This window comes from Pseudomonas sp. CG7 (assembly GCF_023701885.1).
GTDB lineage: Bacteria > Pseudomonadota > Gammaproteobacteria > Pseudomonadales > Pseudomonadaceae > Aquipseudomonas > Aquipseudomonas zanjanensis.
The window spans coordinates 54,870-79,982 of record NZ_JABAEE010000005.1; the positions used below are offsets into that span (position 1 = coordinate 54,870).

General features: G+C 61.7%; 24 protein-coding genes. 9 read left to right on the forward strand and 15 right to left on the reverse strand.

What is annotated here, in order from left to right:
• Nucleotides 1-56: 56 nt before the first annotated feature.
• From flgG to HGO40_RS04010, 11 genes are all read right to left on the reverse strand, one after another.
• Entirely contained in the window at nucleotides 57-842 is a 786-nt protein-coding gene (flgG, locus tag HGO40_RS03960) for a flagellar basal-body rod protein FlgG (protein WP_250961959.1), read from the reverse strand.
• A 49-nt stretch (nucleotides 843-891) separates the two neighbouring features.
• Nucleotides 892-1,629, reverse strand: coding sequence for a flagellar basal body rod protein FlgF (locus tag HGO40_RS03965; RefSeq protein ID WP_186704642.1), 738 nt, complete (start codon nucleotides 1,627-1,629; stop codon nucleotides 892-894).
• Nucleotides 1,630-1,803: 174 nt separating this feature from the next.
• Nucleotides 1,804-2,955, reverse strand: a complete 1,152-nt coding sequence (gene rffA / locus HGO40_RS03970) for a dTDP-4-amino-4,6-dideoxygalactose transaminase (protein ID WP_250961960.1) — start codon at nucleotides 2,953-2,955, stop codon at nucleotides 1,804-1,806.
• A gap of 50 nt (nucleotides 2,956-3,005) precedes the next feature.
• Nucleotides 3,006-3,683: a metallophosphoesterase family protein gene (locus HGO40_RS03975; protein ID WP_250961961.1), complete on the reverse strand. Its 678-nt coding sequence runs from the start codon at nucleotides 3,681-3,683 to the stop codon at nucleotides 3,006-3,008.
• Nucleotides 3,664-4,641, reverse strand: a complete 978-nt coding sequence (locus HGO40_RS03980) for an ATP-grasp domain-containing protein (protein WP_250961962.1) — start codon at nucleotides 4,639-4,641, stop codon at nucleotides 3,664-3,666. The genes HGO40_RS03975 and HGO40_RS03980 overlap by 20 nt, the downstream gene beginning before the upstream one ends.
• Complete coding sequence (locus HGO40_RS03985; protein ID WP_250961963.1) at nucleotides 4,638-4,925, reverse strand: NAD-dependent epimerase/dehydratase family protein; 288 nt, start codon at nucleotides 4,923-4,925, stop codon at nucleotides 4,638-4,640. Before HGO40_RS03985 ends, HGO40_RS03980 begins: the two co-directional genes overlap by 4 nt.
• A 6-nt stretch (nucleotides 4,926-4,931) precedes the next feature.
• On the reverse strand, nucleotides 4,932-5,486 hold the full coding sequence (locus tag HGO40_RS03990) for an NAD-dependent epimerase/dehydratase family protein (RefSeq protein WP_250961964.1): 555 nt from the start codon (nucleotides 5,484-5,486) through the stop codon (nucleotides 4,932-4,934).
• Nucleotides 5,483-6,211 carry a class I SAM-dependent methyltransferase gene (locus tag HGO40_RS03995; protein WP_250961965.1) on the reverse strand — a complete coding sequence of 243 codons (729 nt, stop codon included), beginning with the start codon at nucleotides 6,209-6,211 and terminating at the stop codon, nucleotides 5,483-5,485. The genes HGO40_RS03990 and HGO40_RS03995 overlap by 4 nt, the downstream gene beginning before the upstream one ends.
• A gap of 45 nt (nucleotides 6,212-6,256) precedes the next feature.
• Entirely contained in the window at nucleotides 6,257-9,793 is a 3,537-nt protein-coding gene (locus HGO40_RS04000) for a glycosyltransferase (RefSeq protein ID WP_250961966.1), read from the reverse strand.
• Between the two features lie 52 nt (nucleotides 9,794-9,845).
• Nucleotides 9,846-10,547, reverse strand: a complete 702-nt coding sequence (locus HGO40_RS04005; RefSeq protein WP_250961967.1) for a WbqC family protein — start codon at nucleotides 10,545-10,547, stop codon at nucleotides 9,846-9,848.
• A gap of 124 nt (nucleotides 10,548-10,671) precedes the next feature.
• A complete protein-coding gene (locus HGO40_RS04010; RefSeq protein WP_250961968.1) occupies nucleotides 10,672-12,231 on the reverse strand; it encodes a sigma-54-dependent transcriptional regulator in 1,560 nt (519 codons plus the stop codon).
• Nucleotides 12,232-12,628: 397 nt separating this feature from the next.
• Here HGO40_RS04010 and phhA point away from each other — a divergent pair, with 397 nt between their 5' ends.
• The 3 genes from phhA to HGO40_RS04025 all read left to right on the forward strand — a co-directional run bounded on the left by phhA (nucleotide 12,629) and on the right by HGO40_RS04025 (nucleotide 15,062).
• On the forward strand, nucleotides 12,629-13,414 hold the full coding sequence (phhA, locus tag HGO40_RS04015) for a phenylalanine 4-monooxygenase (protein WP_186704640.1): 786 nt from the start codon (nucleotides 12,629-12,631) through the stop codon (nucleotides 13,412-13,414).
• A gap of 98 nt (nucleotides 13,415-13,512) precedes the next feature.
• The gene (locus HGO40_RS04020; protein WP_057448534.1) at nucleotides 13,513-13,869 is read left to right on the forward strand and encodes a 4a-hydroxytetrahydrobiopterin dehydratase; all 357 of its coding nucleotides are present in this window, start codon (nucleotides 13,513-13,515) and stop codon (nucleotides 13,867-13,869) included.
• Nucleotides 13,869-15,062 carry an amino acid aminotransferase gene (locus tag HGO40_RS04025; RefSeq protein WP_250961969.1) on the forward strand — a complete coding sequence of 398 codons (1,194 nt, stop codon included), beginning with the start codon at nucleotides 13,869-13,871 and terminating at the stop codon, nucleotides 15,060-15,062. The genes HGO40_RS04020 and HGO40_RS04025 overlap by 1 nt, the downstream gene beginning before the upstream one ends.
• 231 nt (nucleotides 15,063-15,293) lie before the next feature.
• On the opposite strand, the gene HGO40_RS04030 is transcribed toward HGO40_RS04025, so the two are convergent.
• On the reverse strand, nucleotides 15,294-15,857 hold the full coding sequence (locus tag HGO40_RS04030; RefSeq protein WP_250961970.1) for an NAD(P)H nitroreductase: 564 nt from the start codon (nucleotides 15,855-15,857) through the stop codon (nucleotides 15,294-15,296).
• Between the two features lie 161 nt (nucleotides 15,858-16,018).
• Between HGO40_RS04030 and HGO40_RS04035 the strand changes: the two genes are divergently transcribed.
• Nucleotides 16,019-17,473: a TrkH family potassium uptake protein gene (locus HGO40_RS04035; protein ID WP_186704637.1), complete on the forward strand. Its 1,455-nt coding sequence runs from the start codon at nucleotides 16,019-16,021 to the stop codon at nucleotides 17,471-17,473.
• On the opposite strand, the gene HGO40_RS04040 is transcribed toward HGO40_RS04035, so the two are convergent.
• A complete protein-coding gene (locus HGO40_RS04040) occupies nucleotides 17,430-18,491 on the reverse strand; it encodes an AraC family transcriptional regulator (protein ID WP_250961971.1) in 1,062 nt (353 codons plus the stop codon). The genes HGO40_RS04035 and HGO40_RS04040 overlap by 44 nt on opposite strands.
• Nucleotides 18,492-18,629: 138 nt before the next feature.
• On the opposite strand from HGO40_RS04040, the gene HGO40_RS04045 reads away from it, so the two are divergent.
• Both HGO40_RS04045 and HGO40_RS04050 read left to right on the forward strand, forming a co-directional pair.
• Nucleotides 18,630-18,941 (forward strand): Mpo1-like protein, encoded by a 312-nt coding sequence (locus tag HGO40_RS04045; RefSeq protein WP_250961972.1) that lies wholly within the window; start codon nucleotides 18,630-18,632, stop codon nucleotides 18,939-18,941.
• A gap of 12 nt (nucleotides 18,942-18,953) precedes the next feature.
• Nucleotides 18,954-19,538: an HD domain-containing protein gene (locus tag HGO40_RS04050; RefSeq protein ID WP_250961973.1), complete on the forward strand. Its 585-nt coding sequence runs from the start codon at nucleotides 18,954-18,956 to the stop codon at nucleotides 19,536-19,538.
• A 150-nt stretch (nucleotides 19,539-19,688) separates the two neighbouring features.
• On the opposite strand, the gene HGO40_RS04055 is transcribed toward HGO40_RS04050, so the two are convergent.
• Entirely contained in the window at nucleotides 19,689-20,507 is an 819-nt protein-coding gene (locus HGO40_RS04055; protein WP_250961974.1) for a UDP-2,3-diacylglucosamine diphosphatase, read from the reverse strand.
• 134 nt (nucleotides 20,508-20,641) lie between these two features.
• On the opposite strand from HGO40_RS04055, the gene HGO40_RS04060 reads away from it, so the two are divergent.
• Both HGO40_RS04060 and HGO40_RS04065 read left to right on the forward strand, forming a co-directional pair.
• Nucleotides 20,642-21,391 (forward strand): helix-turn-helix transcriptional regulator, encoded by a 750-nt coding sequence (locus HGO40_RS04060; protein WP_250961975.1) that lies wholly within the window; start codon nucleotides 20,642-20,644, stop codon nucleotides 21,389-21,391.
• A 266-nt stretch (nucleotides 21,392-21,657) separates the two neighbouring features.
• Nucleotides 21,658-22,548 carry a DMT family transporter gene (locus HGO40_RS04065; RefSeq protein ID WP_250961976.1) on the forward strand — a complete coding sequence of 297 codons (891 nt, stop codon included), beginning with the start codon at nucleotides 21,658-21,660 and terminating at the stop codon, nucleotides 22,546-22,548.
• Here HGO40_RS04065 and HGO40_RS04070 read toward each other — a convergent pair.
• The gene (locus HGO40_RS04070; protein ID WP_250961977.1) at nucleotides 22,542-22,829 is read right to left on the reverse strand and encodes an Rdx family protein; all 288 of its coding nucleotides are present in this window, start codon (nucleotides 22,827-22,829) and stop codon (nucleotides 22,542-22,544) included. The two genes, HGO40_RS04065 and HGO40_RS04070, sit on opposite strands and share 7 nt — an antisense overlap.
• A gap of 71 nt (nucleotides 22,830-22,900) precedes the next feature.
• Here HGO40_RS04070 and HGO40_RS04075 point away from each other — a divergent pair, with 71 nt between their 5' ends.
• On the forward strand, nucleotides 22,901-25,090 hold the full coding sequence (locus tag HGO40_RS04075; protein WP_250961978.1) for a patatin-like phospholipase family protein: 2,190 nt from the start codon (nucleotides 22,901-22,903) through the stop codon (nucleotides 25,088-25,090).
• Nucleotides 25,091-25,113: the final 23 nt, after the last annotated feature.

The following is a 25,113-nucleotide window of genomic DNA, read 5'->3' on the forward strand; positions in this document are numbered from 1 at the left end:
TTGGTGTTGCAGGCGACCCTGGGGCCGCCCTGTCTACGTAATGACGGACGACGCGGTTACAGATTCTGCGTAACGAACGAGAGCATCTGGTCGGCGGTGGAGATCACCTTGGAGTTCATCTCGTAGGCACGCTGGGTGGTGATCATGTTGACCATCTCCTCGACCGTGCTCACGTTGGAGGTTTCCAGGGTGTTCTGCAGCGTGGTACCGAAGCCGTTCACGCCCGGGGGGCCGACTTGCGGGGCGCCGCTGGCAGCGGTGTCCAGGAACAGGGTGTTGCCCACCGCTTGCAGGCCGGCCGGGTTGATGAAGTCGGCGGTCTGCAGGTTGCCGATGACCTGGGCGGCCGGGTTGCCTGCCACGGTGACGGACACGGTGCCGTCACGGCCCACGGTGAAAGTCTGGGCATCGTTCGGGATGACGATGGCCGGTTCCAGGGCGAAACCGCTGGCGTTGACGATCTGGCCGTTGGAGTCGAGGTGGAAGGTACCGTCACGGGTGTAGGACGTGGTGCCGTCCGGCTGCAGGATCTGGAAGAAACCGCGACCGTCGATGGCCCTGTCCAGCGGCTGCTCGGTGGTTTGCAGGCTGCCGGCGTTGAAGTTTTTCTGGGTGCCGACAATGCGCACACCGGTACCCACTTGCAGGCCCGACGGCAATTCGCTGTCCTGGGTCGATTGGGCGCCTGGCTGGCGTTTTACCTGGTAGAGCAAGTCCTGGAACTCGGCGCGATCACGTTTGAAACCCGTGGTCGAGACGTTCGCCAAGTTGTTGGAAATGGTAGAAAGGTTGGTGTCCTGGGCGGACAGACCTGTTTTGGCAACCCAAAGAGCCGGAAGCATTCGATTCTCCTCGTACGCCTGTTTTTCGGCGCGACGCTGTAATTAATAGTTAGATCTGCAAGACCCGAGCCATGGCTTCATCGCCTTCTTTGGCGGTGTTCATCATCTTGACGTGGAGCTCGAACTGCTTGGCCAGGGCCAGCACCGACGTCATTTCATCCACGGCATTGACGTTGCTCGCCTCTTGGAACCCGGAAACCAATTGCACGTTGCCGTCGATGGGCGCCGGCTGGCCGTCCTTGGTCCGGATCGAACCGTCCAGGCCCTTGGTCATGGTCCTGAGGTCCGGGTTGACCAGCTTGATGCGGTCCACTTCCGCCATCACCCGCGGGCCTTCGCCCATGGCACGGATGCTGATGGTGCCGTCCTGGCCGATTTCGATTTTCTGCTCGGGTGGCACGGCGATCGGACCGCCATTGCCCATCACCGGCATGCCATTGCCGGCCCGCAGCACGCCCAGGGCGTCGACATTGAGGCTGCCGGTGCGCACGTAGCTTTCACCGCCATCGGGGTTCTGCACGGCCATCCAGCCCGGCCCGCTGACCGCCACATCCAGATCGCGACCAGTCTCGATCAGCGCACCCGGGGTGAAATCGGTGGCAGGACGCTCGGAGAGGGCAAACGCCCGCGCCGGAAAGCTGTCGCCGAACACCGGCATCGAGCGCGCCTGCTCCAGGTCTTTCTGAAAACCATTGGTGGAGATGTTCGCCAGGTTGTTGGCATGGGCCCGCTGCGCCAGTGCGTTCTGGCTGGCGCCGGTCATTGCCACATAAAGGTACTTGTCCACTGCCGTTCCTCTGCATGCCGGACGCTTGCCGCCCACTGCTGTGTTGCACAGCCTTAAGCAATTTGCAGACCAACTTTTTTCTGGCGGGCCCAGGCCTGGAAAACAAAGGGCCTGGGGGATTCAGGGAGCACCGCTCAGATGTGCCGAAGTCGAAAAACCGGCGGTGTCATGCCGCTAAGTGGCAAGGGCTGCCAAAGCACTGCCGAGAACATCCACCACGCGATCTTGCTGATCGGTGGTTAAGCCGAGCCACATTGGCAAACGCAACAGCCGCTCGGAATAACCATCGGTAATTTCCATCGAGCCATGCACCCGCCCATAACGCGCCCCACCGGGCGATGAATGCAGCGGCACGTAATGGAACACCGCATAGATCGCGTGGCTCTTGAGCGTCTCGAGGACCAACTGGCGCTCCACGCCAGGGGCGAGGAGTACGTAATACATATGAGCATTATGCTGGCAATGTTCAGGAACGATCGGACGACGCAGCAACCCTTGCTGCTCGAGCCCCGCTAAGGCGGCATGGTAGCGGTCCCAGATCGCCAGGCGGCGATTGGTGATGGCTTGCGCCTCTTCCAACTGGGCCCAGAGGAAGGCAGCCGTCATCTCTCCAGGCAGGAACGAGGAACCCACCTCTTGCCAGGTGTATTTATCTACCTCGCCCCTGAAGAATCGACTGCGATCGGTACCTTTTTCGCGGATGATCTCGGCTTGCAATGCCATTGCGGGATCATTGACCAGCAACGCCCCACCCTCTCCCGAGATCACGTTCTTGGTTTCGTGAAAGCTGAATGCACCAAGGTTTCCGATACTGCCCAAGGCTTGACCCTTGTAGGTTGACATCACACCTTGCGCGGCGTCTTCAACCACCGCCAGCCCATGCTTATGCGCAATAGCCAGGATAGTGTCCATCTCGCAGGCCACACCGGCGTAATGGACAGGCACGATAGCCTTGGTCCGTGACGTTATCGCCGCCTCGATCAGGCGCTCGTCGAGGTTCAGGGTATCAGGACGAATATCGACGAAGACCGGCACCGCGCCACGTAACACAAAGGCATTGGCCGTGGAGACGAAGGTATAGGAAGGCAAGATGACTTCGTCGCCAGGCTGGATGTCCAGCAGCAACGCCGCCATTTCCAGCGCAGCCGTACATGAGTGGGTGAGCAATGCCGTGTTGCACCCCGTGTGCGACTCCAACCAACGGTGACAACGCTTGGTGAATGGGCCATCACCGGCGAGCATGTTGCCGAATTTGGCCTGGGCAATGTAGTCCAGCTCTTTGCCGGTCATGTACGGGCGGTTGAAGAATATCGTTTCGTTGCTCATTGCAAACTTCCCTGGGTGGGCATAGTAAATAGTGGCGCACGGCACAACCCTCAAACCGTACTGATCCGCCCACCTATCTGACTGCCGATATCAAGATTTTCATAGAAGTACGGGGTGAATCCGGCGCGCTTCATGGCCTGCTGGGTTTCAGTAATATCGTATTCCATCCGATGCAGGTCGAACGTTTCGCCGTCCCAGGTCGCGAAACCTGCCCGGGGATCACCATCACGTGGCTGGCCGACTGAACCGGGATTGCAATAGACCTTGCCTTCCCCGCTCCACAAGTACTGGACGTGGGTATGGCCTGAGGCGAAATACCGGCCAGGCAACGGCGCGAAATACGCTTGTGAAGGGCGCACGTATTCGTCCAGCGGATCGTTCCAACCGCCATGAACGATGCTCAATCCATGCTCGATCGAGCGTTCAGGAAGCGATTCCAACCAGGCCAGGTTCTGGGAGGTGATGATGCCCCGCTGATAGTCCAGGCAAGCATTGGCGCTATTGGAGCGAGGGCAGCGCTCATCCCTGGCAAGGTACCAATCATGATTGCCCATCACGGAGAAAATGTTTCGCTCGCGCAGGGCTTCGCAGCACTCATTGACTTGACTGTAATAACCGGCCGTATCACCCAGGCAGACAATCCGCGACACTCCCAGCTCATCCAACTTGGCAAGCACTGTCCGCAGGGCGCTGTAGTTGCCATGTACGTCAGAAATGATTCCGATCATAGACAATGAAATCCTCTATATAACGAACAGCGAAACCACTGCGAATGGTTGGCTGGGCCGGTGTTTTGCCATCGAGGTAAAAATCCAGGCACATGGCCGCCTCGTTGTAGCCGAATGCGCGCCGTATCGAACTGGTCGAAGATATTCGCGGGTTGATCTCCAGCAGACTCCAGGAGCCATCGCTGCCACGACGGAATTGCAAGTTGGTCGGGCCCTCCGGTTTGAAGGCGCGACACAACCTGGCGACTGTTTTATCCAGCGAATCATCCTGATACACCCAGGCCTTGGCGGTGGACCCGTCCGACGCCAGCTTGCGCTGGAAGGCGATGATCGGACCCGTATCGCCGTGGCCATCGCCGAACGCCGCCACGGTGAATTCATCGGCCGCGCTGCCAATGATGGGTTGCGCCATGAGGTATTCACCGAGCAAGGCCGCGTGAGGCGTAAAGTCGCGCTCCTCGCGAACCCAGCCCAGCCCTTTGGAGGCGTAGCTTCGACGCGGCTTGAGCAGGAACGGCAAGCCCAAGGACGCCTTGAGCGCGTGAAAATCCCCCGCCAGCAAGCTGGGAATACGACTGGCATCCCCCAGCGCCACAAGCGCCTGGTCCATTGCCCATTTGTCCCTGGAAAGTTCGATCAAATGCGGGTTGTTGAGCGCGACCTGGCAATCGAATGTCGCCAGCAACGCTCGATTGTCCGACAGCCAATGAACATCCTGTTCGATGCCGGGAATCAGCAGGTCGACCTCATGCCTGGCCAGCGTATCTCCCAGCCACTGAGCGTACCCCGGGTCAGCAGTCAAAGGGGCCTGCCCGAATCCATCGCACCAACCGCGACCGACGGCATCGTCGTAGATATCGGTGCCGACCAGGCGAACAGCAGGGTCCGCCGCACGTAGCGACTTGAGCAGGCCGTAACCCATGATGGCGCCAACACCCGTCACCATGACGGTCTTCATGACAGGTTCTCCCGGTGCGCTCGCATCAGCTCGAAACCCCGGCGAATATCTATTCGCGGGGTGAAACCTATTTGCTCGTACAAGTCATGCCCGCAGTCAAAGGAAGGCAGATCGGGAATATCGTTTTTTTCCGGCAGGAAGCGGACGTCCGACGGTTTGCCAAACGCCTCGAAGGCGGCCTGGGCAATTTCGGATAGACGAGGAGATTCGGGATGGCCGCAGTTGTACAAACCAGTGATGCCCTGTTCCGCCAGCCGCGCGCAGACCTCGGCAAGATCACTCAAGTGCAGCTAGTTGCGCCGGGGGTCGTTGCTGCCATAGAGCTCGACAGTCTGCCCCGCCTGCGCCTTGTCGGCGATGGCGTACAACAACGGTTGGTGCAGCCTGCACTGCTCGCCGTCATCGTAGACCTGACTGATGCGCAGGATGCTCAACGCCATGCCGCGCTCCTGGCAGTACAGGCTCGCCACTTCTTCGGCATGACGCTTGGACAGCGAGTAGATGCCGAAGTAGGGATCCGTCGGCCGGTCGCAGGCCGAACGCGACGACAGGAGAATGAAATGACGCGCCCCGCAGTGTTCGGCCAGGCGGCAGGCCGCCAGTGTACCGACACTGTTGACCCGTTCGGCGCGAATCAGGTCATCCGGCTGGCGTCCGCCGAAATCGGCAGCGGCCAGCACGACGATGTCGAAACGCTCGTCGCAAGCGTCGGGCACCGGGTTGCTCAAGTCAAAGCCGATATCGGCCTCTCGGCGGCCCGCCATCTTGACCTGGCCGTAGCGCGACAACGCCTGGGCGACGGCCTTGCCGATGACCGAAGTACTGCCAATGACCAGGCTTTTCATGACTGGGGAACTGTCGCTTCAAGCATCAGCGCACAACTGAGCTCTGGATAATCGATACCCACGGCGCACATGGCCTGGACAATGTCCGCCCCCAAGTTCAGCTCCTTCAATTGGCCAGTGGTGAAGGGCTTGAGGAACACGCCTTCCTTGCGCACCACCTGGAGCCCGGCGGCCTCCAGCTCAGCGGTCAGGGTCTGGAGCGAGTAGCTGCGCACATGGCCCAACTCCAGCTCGCCACGGCCCAGCGCCATCATGTCGTCAAGCAGTCCAGCGGCATGACCGAACCGTCGATGCAGGGACTCGCCATTAGGCACCAGCACGAAGCAACGCCCACCCGGCGCAAGAAAGCGCTTGAACCTTTGCAGCACGACCTGGGGGTCCTCGACATGCTCCAGGACAAACCCCATCACGATGAGATCGAAACGCTTGTCGGTGTCGAATGTCTCGAAATAACTTTCGACGATCTCGGCCGTATTGTCCGGGTACTGGGCCTTGAACTGGGCGATCACCGAGGCGGAACCATCGATGACCGTGTGTTCACTGAAGAATTGCGAGAAGCGGTGGGTGCTGAAACCATGGCCCACACCGAGTTCCAGCAGGCTTTGCGCCTGGGTGCATAGCGCCATGATGCGCTGGGGATACCAATTGAGAATGATGTTGTTGTCATACGCGTAGCCAAAGCTGTCGCTGTAGGCTGCGATGAAGGTATCAAGATCGCTACTCATGTCACATGCACTCCGCTGGGCGGCCAAAGTAATAATTAGTACGGATCAATCGGCCAACCAGGCCCGTCGCCAGGCATCCAGGCGCTCGCCTTCGAGCAGCCACTGCGCCCGCACCGTAGACTGCAAGGCGTCCCCCAGCGTCACGGAAGCCTCACGGTCTTCCAAGTGCAAGCGAATCACCCGGATCCAGTCTTGCGCCTCGTTACTGACCCGGGACAACGGCAATACCTCGCCGCCGACAAAACCCGGCACCCGACTGCAAATGACCGGATGGCCGCACGCGGCATGCTGCAGGACACGCAGGTCACCGGAGCAGGCATTGCCCAGGGTTTCAGCCATGGGTACCAGTGCAAGATCCAGATTCAAGGCTGCCATGGCGCCAGCCAACTGCTGCTGCGCGACCGCTGGGTGCAGCTCCTTCAGAAATGGCTGCAGTGACGCGGGGCAGTCGCCCAGCACCACCCAGTCCACTTCGCCAGCGAACGCGGGCAGCACGTCCGCCAGCAATTGACTATCCATGCCGCCCAGCCAGCCCAGGCGAGGCTTGGACCCCATGCCTCGCTTGCTTTGTACACGCCCCCAGGCGGCCGGCAGCAGGGTTTCCAGCACGCGGATATCGTCGTGCTGGCCCTGCAACAGTTCGGCCAGCGCCGGCGTGGGGACCAGCACCCGATCGGCCTGCAGCATGCCAAACCGCAGACGCTCCAGCAGCTCATCGGCAGCGAAGTCGCCCTTCAACTCCATCTGCGGCAAGTAACCGTCCAGATCGTAGACGGTGAAGGCTTTGGAAAACGCCCTCAGGCGGCTCAGGGTTAGCAGCCCGGCGTCATCCAGGGGGCGTTGCAACACGATGGTCGTCGGCGCCAGGCGCTCGATCTCCACCGGCGACAGCAGGCTCGATACCGCCGCGCCTTCGATTTGCCCCGCTTCAAGCAACGTGCTGAACGGCTGGACCAGTCGCGAATAGGCCCCTGCCCGCTGCTCGGTGACAAAAACCAGCACCCTTGGCACGCTGCCTTGCAGGGGATACCAGCACAGGTCCTTGTTTTCCCGGACAAACCCTTCGCCGGCGCGCAGCGAAAGGTTGGCATTGTAGGCCGGGTCGCGGGCCAATTGCGGCAACCAGCGCGCGAACAAGGCATCCTCCTGTTCGCTACTTGCACGGGTAACTGGCGCCGGGTTGACCAACAGCCGCGCGTGAGGCGTCCAGACGTTCAGGTAACCGGCCTGCTGCAGCTTCAGACACAGATCGACATCGGTCCAGGGCGCCAGCAACGGGTCGGTGTCGAAACCATCGGCTTGGAGAAACAGCTCCCGCCGCAGCATCAGGCATTCACCGCCCACTGCGGAGCAGTTCTGCTCAAGCCCAAGCCGCCCCATGTAACCCGTCGACTGGGATGACAGGCCCTCAAACGCCCGACCGACGACTCCACCCTGTCCCAACACAAGGCTCGCCTGGCGTATGCGGCCTTGGCTATCCTGCAACTTGCCTCCCACGGCGCCCACTTCCGGACGCTGGGCGTGATTAAGCAACGCTTGCAGCCATTCAGGCTCAAGCACAACGCTTTGCGCATCGAGCCAGAGCAGGTACTCGCCGCGCGCCTCTTGAGCCGCCGCATTACACATGGCGGCACGCGACTGCCCGGGCATGAACCGCAACACCTGGAACCGGCCTTCGCCCATGTCCTCGACCAGTCCCAGCCACTCCAGCAATGCGGGCTCGTCGTTGCCCGGTTCAACCAACAAGACCTCGAAGTCCACCGCACGGGTCTGTGTCAGCAGGCTTTCCAGGCAACGCTGGAAATTCGCCAACTGTCCTTCCAGGTAAATCAGAATACTGACCGAGGCCTGCCGCTCATGACCGTAGTCGATACGATAGCGGCCCGGCTCCAGTGCAATCGCTCGCGCCTGAGCGTAACCACGTGCTTGCAGGTGTGCATCGATGACCGCACGCTCGTCCGCGCATTCCGACTGCCGCACCTCGTTGGCGATCAACAGGGGTTCGTTGACATGACCGACGCTCGCCACGCCCTGCTCGCCGATCAAGCGCAGCTGGTAGGCCAATTCAAAGGCATCACCGCAGCCATTATCAAAACCGCTCAAGCGCACCAGCGCCTCACGACGGTACAGCCAGTGACGGGAATGACTGGCCGGAAACGCCAACAACAAATCCAGATTCAGGTCGGGTCGCAACGAGAGGTCGATCACACCGCCCGTACGCTGCGCCTCGTCGGCGTAGACCGCCAGGCACCCGTCGGGCGCATCAAGCAGATTCAGAGCCGTCACCAGCAACCCTGCGGCGATGAACTCCTCCCCCGCCTCCACCAGCATGAACCAATCGCTCTGGACGCCCTCGAGCAAGCCATTGATCGCGGCTGCCGGTTGCTTGGGATCACACGCCAACCATTGAACGTTGGCTCGCCCCGGGTCAGCAGCCCCCATCACGCACACATGGATTCGCTGATACAACTGTCGATCCAGGCTGTCCAGGGTGTGAGCCAGCGCCAACTGATTGCCGTCATCGCGGACCAGGACAGTGAAACTGGGTGCAGCCACGCTCGCCAACCGCTCTTCGATCTGACGCAATTGCTGCGCCGTCGGGTAACGTTGGCGCAACCAGTCGAGCGCACCCAGACGATTGCCAACCGCCTCTCGAGCGGCAGACGCCTGGGTTTTCGCAATAAACACGTCCAGTTGCTGCCAGAAAGACGCAGTGCGCTCAACGTAACGTTGCAGGACGTCACCAAGGCTTGCCCGCGCATGTTCCAACGGATCCGGCTGATCGAGCATGGCAAAGCCGACACTGCCGAAGAAACTGGTGTCGAGCAGTGGTTGGTCGACGCCATGTCCTGGAATGAAGATCACCGGGCAGCCACACAGCACTGCCATGACGCAGGTCATCGACCACTCATAGCTGTACATCACCTCGGCATTGCGCAGCAGCTCGGCCAGCTCAGGCAAGGACAAGGGATTGGCCATGCTCAGCAGGCGCACATCCGCTGGCAGTAGCGAGTAGTCGATCTGGTCCAATGGGTGGCGGTTCTGGTAGAGATAGCTGCCTTTACGCACAGCCGCGGCGCCCACCGTCGAGAACATTTCGATATCGATCGCCGGCAGGCACAACAGGTCGCCGTCAAGGTCACCACGGTGCTCGGCAAGCCGGGCGGCGTAATAGAACAACAAATCGGTGGGCGCGGCGTCCATGCCTTTCCCCGTGAGGAACCCCTCGAAATTCAGGAGAAAACGCGCCACGACCGCACAGTTGAGCGGATTGCCGGGGAATACCTCGGGATAAACCGCGATCGGCACCTTGCCCGCTGCTATATGACGCTGTTTGATCGCGGAATTGATCACCGGCGTCTTGAGGTTTGGATTGACCACTTCGGTGCCGCAGATATAGGCCTCACGACCACTGAGGTTGAGCATATGACAGAGGTAGTGCAGCGAGACGACGCCCGACGACGATTCACGGTAAGCAGGCGCCAGGAAGTAGTACGGATGCTCGGGTTTGGCATACATCAGCCGTAGACGCGCCAACGCCTGTTCAAGCGAATGAGCGTCCAGCTGCGCAAGGTTCGACATCGGGTGCGATCTCCAGAATCAAGTCAAAAAGGGTGTCACTGGCAAGGCCCGCTCAGGCAGCCCTTTTTTCCAGAAAAGCCGATGCATCCGTGCCGGTGTTGAACAACAGGTCGATGCCGCTGACCGCCTGCTGGAACTCGCCGTACACCTGCGGATACTCGGGATAGCCGGCATAGCTCATGTACGACACCGCGATCCCGTAGGCGGCGAACGCCGCTTCGTCGAGGTAGTCACTGGCGGCGGGGCCAGAGAGGTATTCGTAGGCCCCGAGGGCCTGGCAGAGGTGGATCAGGCGGTCATTCTTGCCCTCTACGCCACCCAGATCCTCGGAACGGTGAAGCGGCGTATGGATGCCCAGCAGGGGACACAAGCCCGCGATAAACAGGTGGTTGATGCGAGTCAGCTGGGTGACGTCGGCTGCCTGCTCGTAGAGCGCGCGAATCGGCGCTTCCATCTGGGCGAAGCACGGTGCGCGCCGGTAGCTCTGCTCGATCGTCTTCCAGTGCGCGGCGGCCCAATCCGGACTGGTGATCTGGACTTCATTGATCAACTGTCCGAGACGGCCCTTCTTCTTGACTGGAATACTGAGCCAATGCTCACCCTGGGCAGTCTTGATCTTGTTGCGGTTGCGCCAGTCACTCCGGGTGTACTGGACATCGTCGTACAGGATGAACGCATCGACGCTGCGGATCAGATCGAAATACCCCTTCCAAGGGATGTAGTTCGACTGCACCACAGCTATTTTTTTTTTCATCCTGAGCCTCACGTATGCAGCCGAAACAAGGCCTCAGCCCTGTCAAAAAAACGCCACCTACTTTGAATAAGCGGGGGACAGCCCCGATGTAGCAAATCCCATACCAGGAAAAAACGCGCCCCCGCTAAGGCTCGGTCTTGCCCACTTCATACCCCCGCAACTTATTGGCAATGGTCGTATGGGAAACCCCCAGCCGCTTGCCCAGTTGCCGGCTGCTGGGATGTTCGGAATACAAGCGCTCCAGCACCGCTTTCTCGAAACGCCCCACGATCTCGTCCAAGCCCCCCTCAAGGGAGAAATCGCCAAGGGGCTGGCGCACGCCGTAGTCCGGCAGGCGGATGTGCTCGGCTTTCACCTTTCCGCCGTCGCACAGGGAAACCGCCTGGAACAGCACGTTTTCCAACTGCCGGACGTTGCCCGGCCAATGGTAATGACTGAGGCGGTCCATGGCCGCCGGCGCCAGCTTGGGCAGCGCACAGCCGATCTGGCGGCTGGCCTGGTCGAGGAAATGCTCCACCAGTGGCTCCAGGCCATCGAGGCATTCGCGCAGGGGTGGGATGTGCAGCGAAAGCACATTCAAGCGGTGGTACAAATCCTGACGGAATTCGCCCCGGGCGCAGAGTTCGGACAAGTCCACCTGGGTCGCGCAGATCACCCTGACGTCCAGGTACACCTCTTCATCGCTGCCGACACGCCGGAAGCAACCGTCCTGCAAAAAGCGCAGCAGTTTCACTTGCAGCCGCGGACTCATCTCCCCGACCCCGTCGAGGAACAGCGTTCCTCCAGCGGTCAGTTCCAGCAGTCCGAGCTTGCCTTCGGCCCTTGCCCCTTCAAATGCACCGGGGCCGTAGCCGAACAGCTCGGTCTCGGCCATCGACTCGGGCAGCCCGGCGCAGTTGAGTGCCATCAAGGGTGATTGCCCGCGCGGGCTGGCCAGGTGACAAGCCCGGGCCAGCAGTTCCTTGCCCGTGCCGGTTTCGCCCTCAATTAATAGCGGCGCGTCCAGCGGTGCCATGCGCCGGGCCTCACGGACCACCGCCGCCATCACCTTCGAGCTCTGGAAAATACTGTCGAAGCCGCGCAGCTCCTGCTTGCGCACGTTATAGATCCGTTCACCCACCCGGTCGGCCCGATGCAACGTCAACACCGCACCGGCCTTGGCTTCGCTGTCGTCGTGCTCCGATTGCAGTGGCGCGATGTCGGCCAGGAACACGTCGCCCTTGACCTTGACCCGCAGGCCGTTGATGCGCGACTGGTTGGCGCGCACCAGTTCCGGCAAGTCGAAATCCTCGGCGTAGCGTGACAAGGGAATCCCCGGCACCTCGTCGACCCGCACCCCGAGCAACTGCGCCGCCGCCCGGTTGGCCGCGACGATGGAACCTCCCATGTCGATGGACAGCACTGGAAACTCCAGGGCGCCGAGTAAGGCGTTGAGCTCCATGTGCCGACGTTCGCTGGGCATCAGCCCTACACGCTTGACGCCAAACACCCCGGCGATGCCTTCGAATTTCGGACGCAACGCCTGGAACTGAATGTTGATCAGGTTCGGGCAGTGCAGGTAGATCGCATTGCCATGCTCGCCACCGACCTCGCCCCGGGCGACGTTGATGCCGTACTCCACCAACAGGTTGAGGATGTCCCGGAGGATGCCGATGCGATTCTGGCAATGGACTTTGATGCGCATGAAAGGACCCAGGTGCATATGAGATAGAAAAACGCGCCATTCCAGCCCCTCTGTGGCGAGGGAGCTTGCTCCCGCTGGGCTGCGCAGCAGACCCAAAACAGGGGCCGCTTCGCGCCCCAGCGGGAGCAAGCTCCCTCGCCACAGAGGTTTTCGGCGTGGCAACGCAAATAATCGTCAAGATTATGTGACAGATGTAGGCCGTTTCCCACCTGAAAATCCCGGAAAGATCATAGCGCCCGCCTAATCGTAACGAAAACTTTACGAATCGACCCGTCGTTCGCCCAAGCCATCCTTGCCAAGCCGATGCACACACCGCTGCTTCGGGTTATCTCTAATGCATCGCTCGACATAACAACAAACGCATCTTCCCCCAGAGGGAAATCAGCAGGAGAGCAGCATGAAGCAGACGCAATACGTGGCCCGCGAGCCCGATGCGCAAGGTTTTATCCACTACACCGCTGAAGAACACGCGGTGTGGAACACGCTGATCACCCGCCAGCTCAAAGTCATTGAAGGCCGTGCGTGCCAGGAATACCTGGACGGCATCGACAAGCTGGGCCTGCCCCACGACCGCATCCCGCAACTGGACGAAGTCAACAAAGTGCTGGGCGAGACCACGGGCTGGCAAGTCGCCCGCGTGCCGGCGCTGATCCCTTTCCAGACCTTCTTCGAATTGCTCGCCAGCAAGCAGTTTCCGGTGGCGACCTTCATTCGTACCCGTGAAGAACTGGATTACCTGCAAGAGCCGGACATTTTCCACGAGATCTTTGGCCACTGCCCGTTGCTGACCAACCCTTGGTTTGCCGAATTTACCCACACCTACGGCAAACTCGGCCTACAGGCATCCAAGGAAGAACGCGTCTACCTGGCGCGCCTGTATTGGATGACCATCGAGTTCGGCCTGGTGCAGACCCCGCAGGGCCGGCGCATCTACGGCGGCGGCATCCTCTCGTCGCCCAAGGAAACCGTGTACTGCCTGTCCGACGAGCCCGAGCACCAGGCCTTCGATCCGTTGGAAGCCATGCGCACGCCGTATCGCATCGACATCCTGCAACCGGTGTATTTCGTGTTGCCCGAGCTCAAGCGCCTGTTCGACCTGGCCCACGAAGACATCATGGGCATGGTCAAGCGCGGTCGGGAATTGGGCTTGCACGCCCCGAAATTTCCGCCCAAAGCGGCGTGAACCGCGTCTTTTAATCCCAATTGAGTCTGTTGCACGACGCGGCTTTGCTTTAGCGTGGGTGCATCGACGCTTTTAACTATTCGATCCAGGAACACACCATGAACACTCTGAACCAAGCCCACTGCGAAGCCTGCCGCGCCGATGCCCCACAAGTCAGCGACGAAGAATTGCCAGTGTTGATCAAACAGATCCCGGACTGGAACATCGAAGTGCGCGACGGCGTCATGCAGCTGGAAAAAATTTTCCTGTTCAAGAACTTCAAGCACGCCCTGGCGTTCACCAACGCCGTTGGCGAGATCTCCGAGGCCGAAGGCCACCACCCAGGCCTGCTCACCGAGTGGGGCAAAGTCACCGTGACCTGGTGGAGCCACTCCATCAAGGGCCTGCACCGCAACGACTTCATCATGGCCGCTCGCACCGATGACGTGGCCAAGACCGCCGAGGGCCGCAAGTAATGCATTTCGACGCCATCGGCCGGGTACCCGGCGACCCGATCCTCGGCCTGATGGAGGCCTACGGGGCGGATAGCAACCCGAGCAAGTTCGACCTGGGCGTGGGCGTCTATAAGGATGCCCAAGGCCTGACGCCGATCCTTCAATCGGTGAAACAGGCCGAGCAGCGACTGGTGGATCGCCAGGTCACCAAGACCTACATCGGCGGCCATGGCGACGCCGCGTTCGGCCAGTTGATCAATGAGCTGGTGCTGGGCGCCGACTCGTCGCTGATCAGCGCAACGCGCGCCGGCGCCACCCAGACACCCGGCGGCACCGGTGCCCTGCGCCTGAGCGCCGGCTTCCTCGCCCAGTGCCTGCCGGGCCGTGGTGTCTGGCTGAGCAACCCGACCTGGCCGATCCACGAGACCATTTTCGCCACGGCCGGGGTCAAGGTCAGTCATTACCCTTATGTGGGCGCCGATAACCGCTTGGATTTCGAGGCGATGCTGGCAACCCTGAACCAGGCGCCCAAAGGCGATGTGGTCTTGCTGCATGCCTGCTGCCACAACCCCACCGGGTTCGACCTGTCCCATGGGCAATGGCAGCAGCTGCTGGAAGTGGTGCGCAGCCGCGACCTGCTGCCACTGATCGACTTCGCCTACCAGGGCTTCGGCGATGGCTTGGAACAGGACGCCTGGGCGGTCCGGCTATTTGCCCAAGCGTTACCCGAAGTGCTGATCACCAGCTCCTGTTCGAAGAACTTCGGCCTGTACCGCGACCGTACGGGTGCGTTGATCGTCTGCGCCCGGGACGGCGAAAAACTGATCGATATCCGCAGCCAATTGGCAAACATCGCCCGGAACCTGTGGTCGACGCCACCAGACCATGGCGCAGCCGTGGTGGCGACCATCCTCGGCAACCCGGAACTCAAAAGCCTGTGGGCCGATGAAGTCCAGGCCATGCGCCTGCGCATCGCGCAATTGCGCAGCGGTTTGCTGGAAGCTCTCGAACCCCATGGTCTGCGGGAGCGCTTCGCCCATATCGGCGTGCAACGCGGGATGTTTTCCTACACCGGCCTGACGCCGGAACAGGTCAAGCACCTGCGCGAACGCCACAGCGTCTACATGGTCGGCACCGGCCGGGCCAACGTGGCCGGTATCGATGCCACGCGCCTGGACTTGCTGGCCGAGGCGATTGCGGATGCGTGCAGATAACACCACCGTCGGCTGTTGATTGTGTGGCGAGGGAGCTTGCTCCCGCTCGGCCCTGTAGGAGCTGGCCGAAGCCTGCGATCTTTTGATCTTGATCTTTCGCTTGAGACTCAACTGTCTGGGACAAGATCGCAGCCTCGTTGCACTCGACAGCTCCTACACAGCCCAACGGGAGCAAGCTCCCTCGCCACGGTGGATCAAACCAGCCTCAAGTCATCCGCCGCCCTTGAGCCGTTATTGGCCCGTCCACTCGCGGACAAACTGCCCGACATCTTCCTGTGGCGCCGTGCGTGCTTCTTTCTGCGGTGTGCCCAGGTAGAGGAAACCGATCACTTCCTCCCCGTCTTCAAGGCCAAGCCCCCGGGCCACATGTGGCGAGTACGCCAGTTCGCCGGTGCGCCACACGCCACCAACCCCCTGGGCATACGCGGCCAGCAGGATGCCATGGGCCGCGCAGCCAGCCGCCAGCAGTTGCTCGGATTTCGGGAGCTTGAAATGGTCCTGCAAACGGGCGATCACCACCACGACCAGGGGCGCGCGCAATGGGCCGTTGAGGGCCTTTTCCACGACGGCTTCGGGCACCAGTGGGTCATTGAACTTTGCCGCTTCGGCCAGCAGTTCGCCCATGCGATGCCGCGCCTGCCCCTCCACCGTCAGGAAGCGCCATGGCCGCAACTGGCCGTGATCCGGTGCCCGCATGGCTGCGGCGAACATGAGCTCGCGCTGTTCCGGCGTGGGTGCCGGCTCCACCAGGCGCGGGACGGAAACACGGTTGAGCAAAGCGTCGAGAGCCTGCATCGGCCACCTCCTGAAAAAATGTCCAGCTATTCTAGTGGCTGTGCGGCGAGTCCGTTAGCGCAAATTCCGTGGCCAGGCAGCCAGGCGCCGCCGAGTGCCGGTTTACAGGCCGCTGGCCGCAGGTAGAATGGCGCCCTTCCCTTTCAGCCTGAGCGGACTTCATGGCGTTGCCGACCCTGCGAATCATCGGTTTCATCATCGGCATCTTCCTGATCACCCTGGCGATCTTCATGGTCGTGCCCATGGTCACGCTGATGATCTTCGAGCGCACTGGCGACCTGCCGTCGTTCCTCTGGTCGAGCATGATCACGTTCCTCGCCGGCCTGGCGCTGGTGCTTCCAGGGCGCCCGGAACACATCCACCTGCGGCCGCGGGACATGTACCTGCTGACCGTCAGCAGCTGGCTGGTGGTGTGTATCTTCGCTGCGCTGCCGTTCCTGCTGACCCAGCACATCAGCTATACGGATTCGTTCTTCGAAAGCATGTCGGGCATCACCGCCACCGGCGCCACCGTCCTGAGCGGCCTGGACAATATGTCGCCGGGCATCCTGATGTGGCGCTCGCTGCTGCACTGGCTCGGCGGGATCGGCTTCATCGGCATGGCGGTGGCGATCCTGCCCCTGCTGCGCATCGGTGGCATGCGGCTGTTCCAGACCGAGTCATCGGACCGCTCGGAAAAAGTCATGCCCCGCTCCCACATGGTGGCGCGGTTGATCGTGGCGGCCTACGTGGGCATCACCATTCTTGGCACCCTGGCGCTCTGGTGGGCCGGGATGAGCCTGTTCGATGCCATCAACCATTCGATGTCGGCGATTTCCACCGGCGGCTTCTCCACCTCGGACCTGTCCCTGGCCAAGTGGACCCAGCCGGCGGTGCACTGGGTCGCCATCGTCATCATGATCCTCGGCAGCCTGCCGTTTGCCCTGTACGTCTCGATGTTGCGGGGCAATCGCCGGGCGTTGATCAAGGACCAGCAGGTCCAGGGGCTCATTGGCGTGCTGCTGGTGACCTGGCTGGTGCTCGGCACCTGGTATTGGGCGACCACCGACCTGCATTGGCTGGACGCCCTGCGGCACGTGGCGCTGAACGTGACGTCCATCGTTACCACCACCGGCTTCGCCCTGGGCGACTACAGCCTGTGGGGCAATTTCTCGCTGATGCTGTTCTTCTACCTGGGGTTCGTCGGCGGTTGCTCGGGTTCGACGGCCGGCGGGATCAAGATCTTTCGCTTCCAGGTCGCCTACATCCTGCTGCGGGCCAACCTTAATCAACTGATCCATCCCCGTGCGGTGATCAAGCAAAAATACAACGGTCATCGCCTTGACGAGGAAATCGTCCGCTCGATCCTGACGTTCTCGTTCTTCTTCGCCATCACGATCTGCGTGATCGCCCTGCTGCTGTCGCTGTTGGGCGTGGAATGGATGACGGCGTTGACCGGTGCGGCCAGTACCGTGTCCGGCGTCGGCCCGGGGCTGGGGGAAACCATCGGGCCGGCCGGCAACTTCGCACCGCTGCCGGACGCCGCCAAGTGGATTCTGTCGGGGGGCATGCTGCTGGGCCGGCTGGAGATCATCACCGTGTTCGTGCTGTGTATCCCGGCGTTCTGGCGTCACTGACCGGTTCAGGCTGGCTCGCCAATCGCGCCCGGTATTCGCCGGGCGTGGTGTCGAACCAGCGGCGAAAGGCCCGGAAAAAATTGCTCGGGTCGGCAAATCCCAACAGGTAGGCGATTTCCAGCAGCGTCATGCCCGGCTGTGCCAGGTACTGCTCGGCCAGCTCGCGGCGGGTGTCTTCGAGCAGGCTCTGGAAACTGGTGCCCTCTTCCTGCAAGCGCCGCTGCAAGGTGCGCTGGGACAGGTGCAGCGTCTGCGCCACCACGTCTCGCTTGGGTTCCCCCTGGGGCAACAACCGACACAAGACTTGTCGTGCCTTGTGGGTCACGCGGCTTTCCGAGAAACGCGCGAGGTATTCCCCGGCAAACCGATCGTGAAGCTGCGCCATGGCTTCATTGGCCGTCGGCAGCGGCGCCTCCATGTCGGCCCGTTCGAAGATCAGCGCGTCATAGGGAGCGCCGCACACCAACGGCGCGTGAAAAGCTCGGTGATAAGGCGCCGGGTCCGAGGGTTCGGCACCCTGGAACAGCACCTTCACCGGATGCAGGGTGCGCCCGGTCAACCAGCTGCACAGGGCCAGCGCACAGGCCAGGGACGCTTCGGCGCTTTGGCGGGTCGGGGGCAGATGGTCGCCATGAACGGTCAGGATCAGCCCATAACCGCCTTCCAACGGACGAAAACTCAAGTCGGCGCTGTCGGCGATGATCCGCTGGTACCGCACCAGCCGTTGGAAACCCTCCACCAGGGTGCGACTGGACATCAAGGCGTAGCCCGCCACATGGAACGAGGCCGGGCGCACCACCTTGCCCATGTTCAAACCAATGGCCGGGTTGCCCGACAACTCCACCGCCCGTTGCCAGAGCCGCGTCATCGAGTCCTGGGGGAACCGTGCATCCGGATCGTCCAGCGCATCGAAATCCAGCCCCAATTGATTGAACAGCGCCCGACAATCCAGGCCGTCCATTTCCAACGCCTTGACAATCCCCATCGCCCAGCTTGAAGAAGTGGTTCGTTCGCTCATGACGTTTTACTTGCATGACGAGCCGCAGGGTACGGCTGGATTTGCGAAGGATACTAAAGTGGCGCTGATTGTCACTGGCCGTTGTAATTGATAGCTCTAGACTTAAATATCAAAACAATAACCACAGAGTCAGCCGTCGTGGAAAACGCCAAACGATTCAATACCTTCGCTGAGTTCTACCCGTATTACCTCAGCGAACACAGCAACAGCACCTGCCGACGATTGCATTTCATCGGCACCTCCCTGGTCATCGTGATTTTCGTCATGGCCCTCGTCGCAAGTAGCGGGTGGCTGTGGCTCGCCCTGCCGGTGGCCGGCTACGGCTTCGCCTGGGTCGGGCACTTCTTCTTCGAAAAGAACCGTCCCGCCACCTTCCAGCATCCGCTCTACAGCCTATTCGGTGATTTCGTCATGTACCGCGACATGCTGCTGGGCAAGGTCGCGTTCTGATAAGGAGTGTCGATGAGCAACCACGCACGCTTCACCCACATGCAGGACGGCACTGCGCAAGATTGGGCGATCATCGCGGCCGACTTCAGCGCCTACGCCCGGCAATTGCCGGGCCGGATCCTGACTCACTTAAAACTGCTGGACGGCGATTTCGGCGGGTTCCCGGTGGATCGCCTGACCCACTCGCTGCAAACCGCCACCCGTGCCTACCGTGACGGGCGCGATGAAGAATACGTGGTCTGCGCCCTGCTCCACGACATCGGCGACACCCTCGGCACCTATAACCACCCGGACATCGCCGCGGCGATCCTCAAGCCCTTCGTCAGCGCCGAAAACTTGTGGATGGTGGAGAAGCACGGGATTTTCCAGGGCTATTACTTCTTCCATCACCTGGGCATGGACCGGCACCTGCGCGAGCAGTTTTTCGAACATCCGCAGTACCAGGCGACCATTGATTTCTGTGCGAAATACGACGCAGCGGCGTTCGATCCCGAGTACCACACACTGCCGTTGAGCTTCTTTGAGCCGATGCTGGAAAGGCTGTTTGCCGCGCCGAAGCAATCGATCTACAAGGCGGCGATGGCGGAGCAAGCCTGAATCCAACGGACGCAGGAAAACCCGTGGCGAGGGAGCTTGCTCCCGCTGGGCGCGAAGCGCCCCTCTTTTCCAGGGCTGCTGCGCAGCCAGCGGGAGCAAGCTCCCTCGCCACAAAAACACTATGTGGGCTTGCGAAACAGGCAGGCCGGCCTAGGCAGGCTCAGTCACTTTCAACTCAGCCTTGATCAACGCCTCCCGCGCCTGGGCGTCCGCCAACCGATACAACTCGATCGTTCCATCCCAATGCTCGATCAGCGCCGTGCAGGATTCGACCCACTCGCCACAGTTGAGGTATTCCACCTCCCCCACCATCCGCATCTCGGCATGGTGGATATGCCCGCAGACCACGCCATGCAATTCGCGCTTCACACACTCGTGGGCGATGGCGTCTTCTAAGTCGCTGATAAAGCTGACGGCCGTCTTCACCTTGTGCTTGAGGTACGCCGACAGCGACCAGTAACCGTAGCCATAACGGGCCCGCCAGTGGTTGAGCCAACGGTTCAGCGTGAGGGTGAATTCGTAGGCCGAGTCCCCGAGGAACGCCAGCCACCGGTGATAACGGGTGATGACATCGAACTGGTCGCCATGGATCACCAGCAGGTGCCGGCCATCGGCGGTGACGTGCACCGCTTCGTCCACCAACTGGATATTGCCCAGGATCAGCTTCGAATAGCGCCGCAGGAATTCGTCATGGTTGCCAGTGACGTAGATCACTTCGGTACCGCGCTTGCTCATGGTCAGCAAGCGGCGGATGACGTTGGTGTGGGCCTGGGGCCAATACATGCCACCGCGCAGCTTCCAGCCGTCGATGATGTCCCCCACCAGGTAGATCTTGTCGGCGTGGTAGCCCTTGAGAAACTGCGACAGGTGCTCGGCCTGGCAGTCCCGGGTGCCCAGGTGCACATCGGAGATCCACAGGGTGCGTACACGCTGCTTGCGGCTGGGTTTGGCGAGCTCGGCGCTGGTCATTGGGCAACCCTCTGATCGTTTTCGCCACTGTGCACCCCAGCGGCTAATGGCCTATGACAAACACAAGTCCATTGCATGACAGAGCCGGGCGTTGCCCCTCGGTGTATGCTGGCGGCCTGACACGGGAGACCGCGATGCGACCGATCCTCACGCTACGCCACTACAGCCACAACTTGATCGCCCACAGCCACGACCACGCGCAGCTGGTGTTCGGGTTGTCCGGCGCGCTGGACTTCGAGGTCGAAGGTCGTGGCAGCCAAGTGGTGCAACAAAGTTTCGTGGTGGTACCTGCCGGCGCCCATCATGGCTGTGGCAGCCCCCACGGCAGCCGCTGCCTGGTACTGGATGTGCCCAGTGACGACTGGGTCGGACAATGCCTGGGGGATCACGCCGACGCCAGCCGCCGCTTGCTCGACGACAGCGCTCGTCGGCCCCTGGACGCTGGGCAAAGCCAACTGGTCAGTTGGCTGGCGGGCAGCCCGGTGGACGATCCGGTGATCGCCCAGCAAGGCGCGGTGCTGCTCTTGGCGAGTCTCAATGGTGTTCACCAGGACACCCTCGGTGGCCGGCGCCTGCCCTACGCCGCGCTCAACGCCCACATCGACCAGAACGCGGCCTACCCGCTGCAAGTGGCGGACCTGGCGCGGGTCGCCGGCCTTTCCAGCGCCCGCCTGCATGCGCGTTTCATCGCCGAGTGCGGGCAAACCCCAATGGCGTACATCCGTAGCCGCCGCTTGCACCAGGCCGTGGCGTTGTTGCGGGAGTCGGACCTGCCCATCGGCGAGATCGCCCATCAGGTCGGCTACAGCTCCCAGAGTGCTTTCGCCGCGGCGGTGCTGCGGGAATTCGGCGCCACGCCGGGCACGCTGCGGCATCAGCGCTAGGTTCGCGCTAAAAATCGCTAGGATCGCGACAGACGCCACCCCCTCCCAAACGCTTAAATGCCTGTAGGAGCTGTGTAGGAGCTGCCGAGCGCAACGAGGCTGCGATCTTTTGATCTTTCGCTTGAGATTCATTTGATCTTTCGCTTGCGACTCAAGTGTCTGGGGAAAGATCGCAGCCTCGTTGCACTCGTCAGCTCCTACAGTCAGCTCCTACAGGGGATTGATGTTTGTCCGTCGGTTTTGGCTTATCTGTTGAAAGGATCGAAATGACACCTCGTACCGCCCTCGGCGCCCTGCACATTGGCGCACTCATGTTTGGCCTGACCGGTGTCTTCGGCAAACTCGCCGCGGCCTCGCCGGCGGTCATCGTGTTCGGCCGCGCCGTCTTCGCCGTGCTGGCCCTGGCGGTGTTTGCCCGGTTCGCCAGCCGCAGCCGCTGGCAGAAACTGCGGGCCCAGGATAGTCGGCGATTGCTGCTGGGCGGCCTGTTGCTGGCCGGGCACTGGGTGAGCTTCTTCATCGCGGTGAAAGTGGCCGGCGTGGCGATCGCCACGCTGGGGTTCGCCAGCTTCCCGGCCTTCACGGTATTGCTCGAGGGGCTGATCTTCCGCGAGCGGATTCGCGCCAATGAAATCTGGCTGGTGGTGTTGGTTAGCGTCGGCCTGGTGCTGGTCACGCCGAGCTTCGACCTGGCCAGCGGTGCCACCACCGGCTTGCTCTGGGCCGTGGCCTCGGGGCTGCTGTTCTCCCTGTTGTCATTGACCAACCGTGCCGGCTCCGCCCATGTGCCGCCGGTACAGGCGGCCCTGTGCCAGAACGTGGTGGTCGGGTTGTGCCTGCTGCCGGTGGCCGCACCGCAATTGAGCGATGTTCGTCCCATCGACTGGTTATGGATCGGCTTGCTCGGCGTGTTTTGCACCGGCCTGGCCCACAGCCTGTTCGTCGCCAGCCTGGCCGTGATCAAGGCCCGCACGGCGGCGGTGGTCTTCGCCATGGAGCCGGTCTACGGCATCGCCATGGCCTGGTGGCTGTTCGACGAGCGCCCGACGTTGCGCATGTTGCGGGGCGGCGTGGTGATCATCATGGCCATCGTGATCTCAAGCCAACTGGGTGGTTCGAAAAAACCGCGGGTGGAGACCCAAGCCGCGTCTCACTGAACCCGATCGTTGTGGCCCAGGTCCCGCTCCGGGTCGATCCGGTCGCGAACCCGCTGCTTGAGGACCTTGGCCTCGGGGAAGCCGCCATCGGCCTTGCGCTCCCAGATCTGCGTACCGTCACAGCTGATGTGGAACACACCGCCGGTGCCTGGCACCAGGGACACTTTGCCCAGGTCGTCGCCAAAGGTGCTGAGCAGTTCCTGGGCCAGCCAGGCGGCGCGCAGCAACCATTGGCACTGGGTGCAATAGGTAATGACGACTTGCGGTTTGTGTTCGGTCATGGCGGGTGGACTCCTGGGTGCTAAGGCGTCGTTATAATACCCGCCTTTGATCGCCCGCCCCGAGATTGACGATGCGCCGCCTCCTGCCCCTCCTGCTTCTGCTGCTGTTGCCCCCTTTCGTCCAGGCTGTCGAAGCACCGCGGCCGAAAATCGGCCTGGTACTGTCCGGCGGCGCGGCGCGGGGACTGGCCCACATCGGTGTGCTCAAGGCCTTGGAAGAGCAAGGCATCAAGATCGATGCCATTGCCGGCACCAGCATGGGCGCGGTGATCGGCGGGTTGTATGCCTCGGGCTACAAGATCGACGAACTGGAAAAACTCGCCCTGGGCATCGACTGGCAACAGGCCTTGTCCGACGCGCCGCCGCGCAAGGACGTGCCGTTCCGGCGCAAACAGGATGACCGGGATTTTCTCGTGAAGCAGAAACTGAGCTTTCGTGACGACGGCAGCCTCGGCCTGCCCTTGGGGGTGATCCAGGGCCAGAACCTGGCCCTGCTGCTTGAAAGCCTGCTGGCCCATGCCAGCGATACGCGTGACTTCGACAAACTGCCGATCCCGTTTCGCGCCGTCGCCACTGACATCGCCACCGGCGAAAAGGTGGTGTTCGGCAAAGGCCACCTGCCCAAGGTCATTCGCGCCAGCATGTCGATCCCGGCGGTGTTCGCCCCGGTGGAACTGGACGGCCGGCTGCTGGTGGACGGTGGCATGGCCGATAACATCCCGTTGGATGTGGCCCGGGAAATGGGCGTGGACATGGCCATTGTGGTCGACATCGGCACGCCGCTGCGCACCCGCAAGCAACTGGTCACGGTGGTCGATGTGCTGAACCAATCGACCACCCTGATGACCCGGCGCAACTCTGAAGAGCAACTGGCGACCCTGAAAAAAGACGACGTACTGATCCAGCCGGCCCTGGCGAGCTTCGGCTCTACCGACTTCGGCCGTGCCCAGGAAATGATCGACGCCGGCTACCGCGCCACCCGCATACTCGACGCACGCCTGGCCCCTTTACGCCCGCCCGAGACACCCGACGCCGAACTCATGGCTGCGCGTACTCCCAGCGAGCGCACGCCGGTCATTACCGCCATTCGCGTGGAGAACGACTCGAAAGTCGGCGATGACGTGATCCGCTATTACATTCGCCAGCAGATTGGCGAGCCGCTGGACCTGGGTCGCCTGCAGACCGACATGGGTACGCTGTACGGTCTGGATTACTTCGAGCAGGTGCAATACCGCGTGGTTCACAAAGGCCAGGACCGTACGCTGGTAATCAGCGCCCGGGGCCGACGGACCGGCACCGATTATCTGCGGCTGGGGCTGAGCCTGTCGGACGACATGCGCGGCGACAGCGCTTTCAACCTGGGGGCCAGTTATCGGGTCAACGGCATCAATCGCCTGGGTGCCGAATGGCTGACCCGGGCGCAGATCGGCGACAAGCAGGAGTTGTACAGCGAGTTCTACCAGCCATTGGATGTCGGCTCGCGCTACTTCATCGCACCCTACGGGCAATTCGAATCGCGCAACGTGGAGTCCATCCTGGACAACGATCCGGTGGCCCAGTATCGCGTCGAGCGTTATGGCTTCGGGCTGAACGTGGGGCGCCAGATCGGCAACAGCGGTGAAATTCGCTTCGGTGTCGGCCAGGCCTGGGGCAAGGCCGATGTGCGCATCGGCGACCACGACCAGCCCAGCGAGAATTTCAACGAGGGTTTCTACGAGCTCAAGTATTCGTTCGACTCCCTGGACAGTGTGTATTTTCCCCATGAAGGGGAAGACATCGGCCTGAGCTGGCGCCAATACGAACCGGGGCTGGGCTCCGACCAACGTTACCGTCAATGGGAGTTCAAACTGGACAAGGCCCTGAGCAGCGGCCCGGACACCTTCATCCTGGGCGGGCGCTACGGCCGCACCCTGGACACCGCCGAGGTGGTGACGTCCAGCTTTGTGCTCGGTGGCGCGCGGCAATTGTCGGGCTTTCGCGAAGATGGAGTGTCCGGACAGAACATGAGCCTGATGCGTGCCGTGTATTACCGCCGCCTCACACCGCGGGCCTACCTGCCCTTGGACTTCCCGCTGTACATCGGTGGCTCGTTGGAGCGCGGCCGGGCCTGGAACAACGACAACGAATTCGACAGCGGCTACATCAATGCCGCGAGCATTTTCCTCGGTTTCGATACGCCGCTGGGGCCACTGAATTTCAGCTATGGGTTCAACGACGACGATGAACAGGCGGTTTACCTGAACCTGGGGCAGACGTTTTGAGGGGATAGATGCTTGCCTGGGTG

Bases quoted from the DNA above. Each gene is read 5' to 3' on its own strand.
- HGO40_RS04050 (WP_250961973.1), top strand. From the start codon at position 18,954: ATGAGCAACCACGCACGCTTCACCCACATGCAGGACGGCACTGCGCAA.
- HGO40_RS04030 (WP_250961970.1), bottom strand. From the start codon at position 15,857: ATGCAGGCTCTCGACGCTTTGCTCAACCGTGTTTCCGTCCCGCGCCTG.
- HGO40_RS04000 (WP_250961966.1), bottom strand. From the start codon at position 9,793: ATGTCGAACCTTGCGCAGCTGGACGCTCATTCGCTTGAACAGGCGTTG.
- HGO40_RS04070 (WP_250961977.1), bottom strand. From the start codon at position 22,829: ATGACCGAACACAAACCGCAAGTCGTCATTACCTATTGCACCCAGTGC.
- HGO40_RS03980 (WP_250961962.1), bottom strand. From the start codon at position 4,641: ATGAAGACCGTCATGGTGACGGGTGTTGGCGCCATCATGGGTTACGGC.
- HGO40_RS04020 (WP_057448534.1), top strand. From the start codon at position 13,513: ATGAACACTCTGAACCAAGCCCACTGCGAAGCCTGCCGCGCCGATGCC.
- HGO40_RS04035 (WP_186704637.1), top strand. From the start codon at position 16,019: ATGGCGTTGCCGACCCTGCGAATCATCGGTTTCATCATCGGCATCTTC.
- HGO40_RS04025 (WP_250961969.1), top strand. From the start codon at position 13,869: ATGCATTTCGACGCCATCGGCCGGGTACCCGGCGACCCGATCCTCGGC.
- HGO40_RS03990 (WP_250961964.1), bottom strand. From the start codon at position 5,486: ATGAAAAGCCTGGTCATTGGCAGTACTTCGGTCATCGGCAAGGCCGTC.
- rffA (WP_250961960.1), bottom strand. From the start codon at position 2,955: ATGAGCAACGAAACGATATTCTTCAACCGCCCGTACATGACCGGCAAA.
- phhA (WP_186704640.1), top strand. From the start codon at position 12,629: ATGAAGCAGACGCAATACGTGGCCCGCGAGCCCGATGCGCAAGGTTTT.
- flgG (WP_250961959.1), bottom strand. From the start codon at position 842: ATGCTTCCGGCTCTTTGGGTTGCCAAAACAGGTCTGTCCGCCCAGGAC.
- HGO40_RS03995 (WP_250961965.1), bottom strand. From the start codon at position 6,211: ATGAGTAGCGATCTTGATACCTTCATCGCAGCCTACAGCGACAGCTTT.
- HGO40_RS04040 (WP_250961971.1), bottom strand. From the start codon at position 18,491: ATGAGCGAACGAACCACTTCTTCAAGCTGGGCGATGGGGATTGTCAAG.
- HGO40_RS04075 (WP_250961978.1), top strand. From the start codon at position 22,901: ATGCGCCGCCTCCTGCCCCTCCTGCTTCTGCTGCTGTTGCCCCCTTTC.
- HGO40_RS04010 (WP_250961968.1), bottom strand. From the start codon at position 12,231: ATGCGCATCAAAGTCCATTGCCAGAATCGCATCGGCATCCTCCGGGAC.
- HGO40_RS03975 (WP_250961961.1), bottom strand. From the start codon at position 3,683: ATGATCGGAATCATTTCTGACGTACATGGCAACTACAGCGCCCTGCGG.
- HGO40_RS04065 (WP_250961976.1), top strand. From the start codon at position 21,658: ATGACACCTCGTACCGCCCTCGGCGCCCTGCACATTGGCGCACTCATG.
- HGO40_RS04060 (WP_250961975.1), top strand. From the start codon at position 20,642: ATGCGACCGATCCTCACGCTACGCCACTACAGCCACAACTTGATCGCC.
- HGO40_RS04055 (WP_250961974.1), bottom strand. From the start codon at position 20,507: ATGACCAGCGCCGAGCTCGCCAAACCCAGCCGCAAGCAGCGTGTACGC.
- HGO40_RS04005 (WP_250961967.1), bottom strand. From the start codon at position 10,547: ATGAAAAAAAAAATAGCTGTGGTGCAGTCGAACTACATCCCTTGGAAG.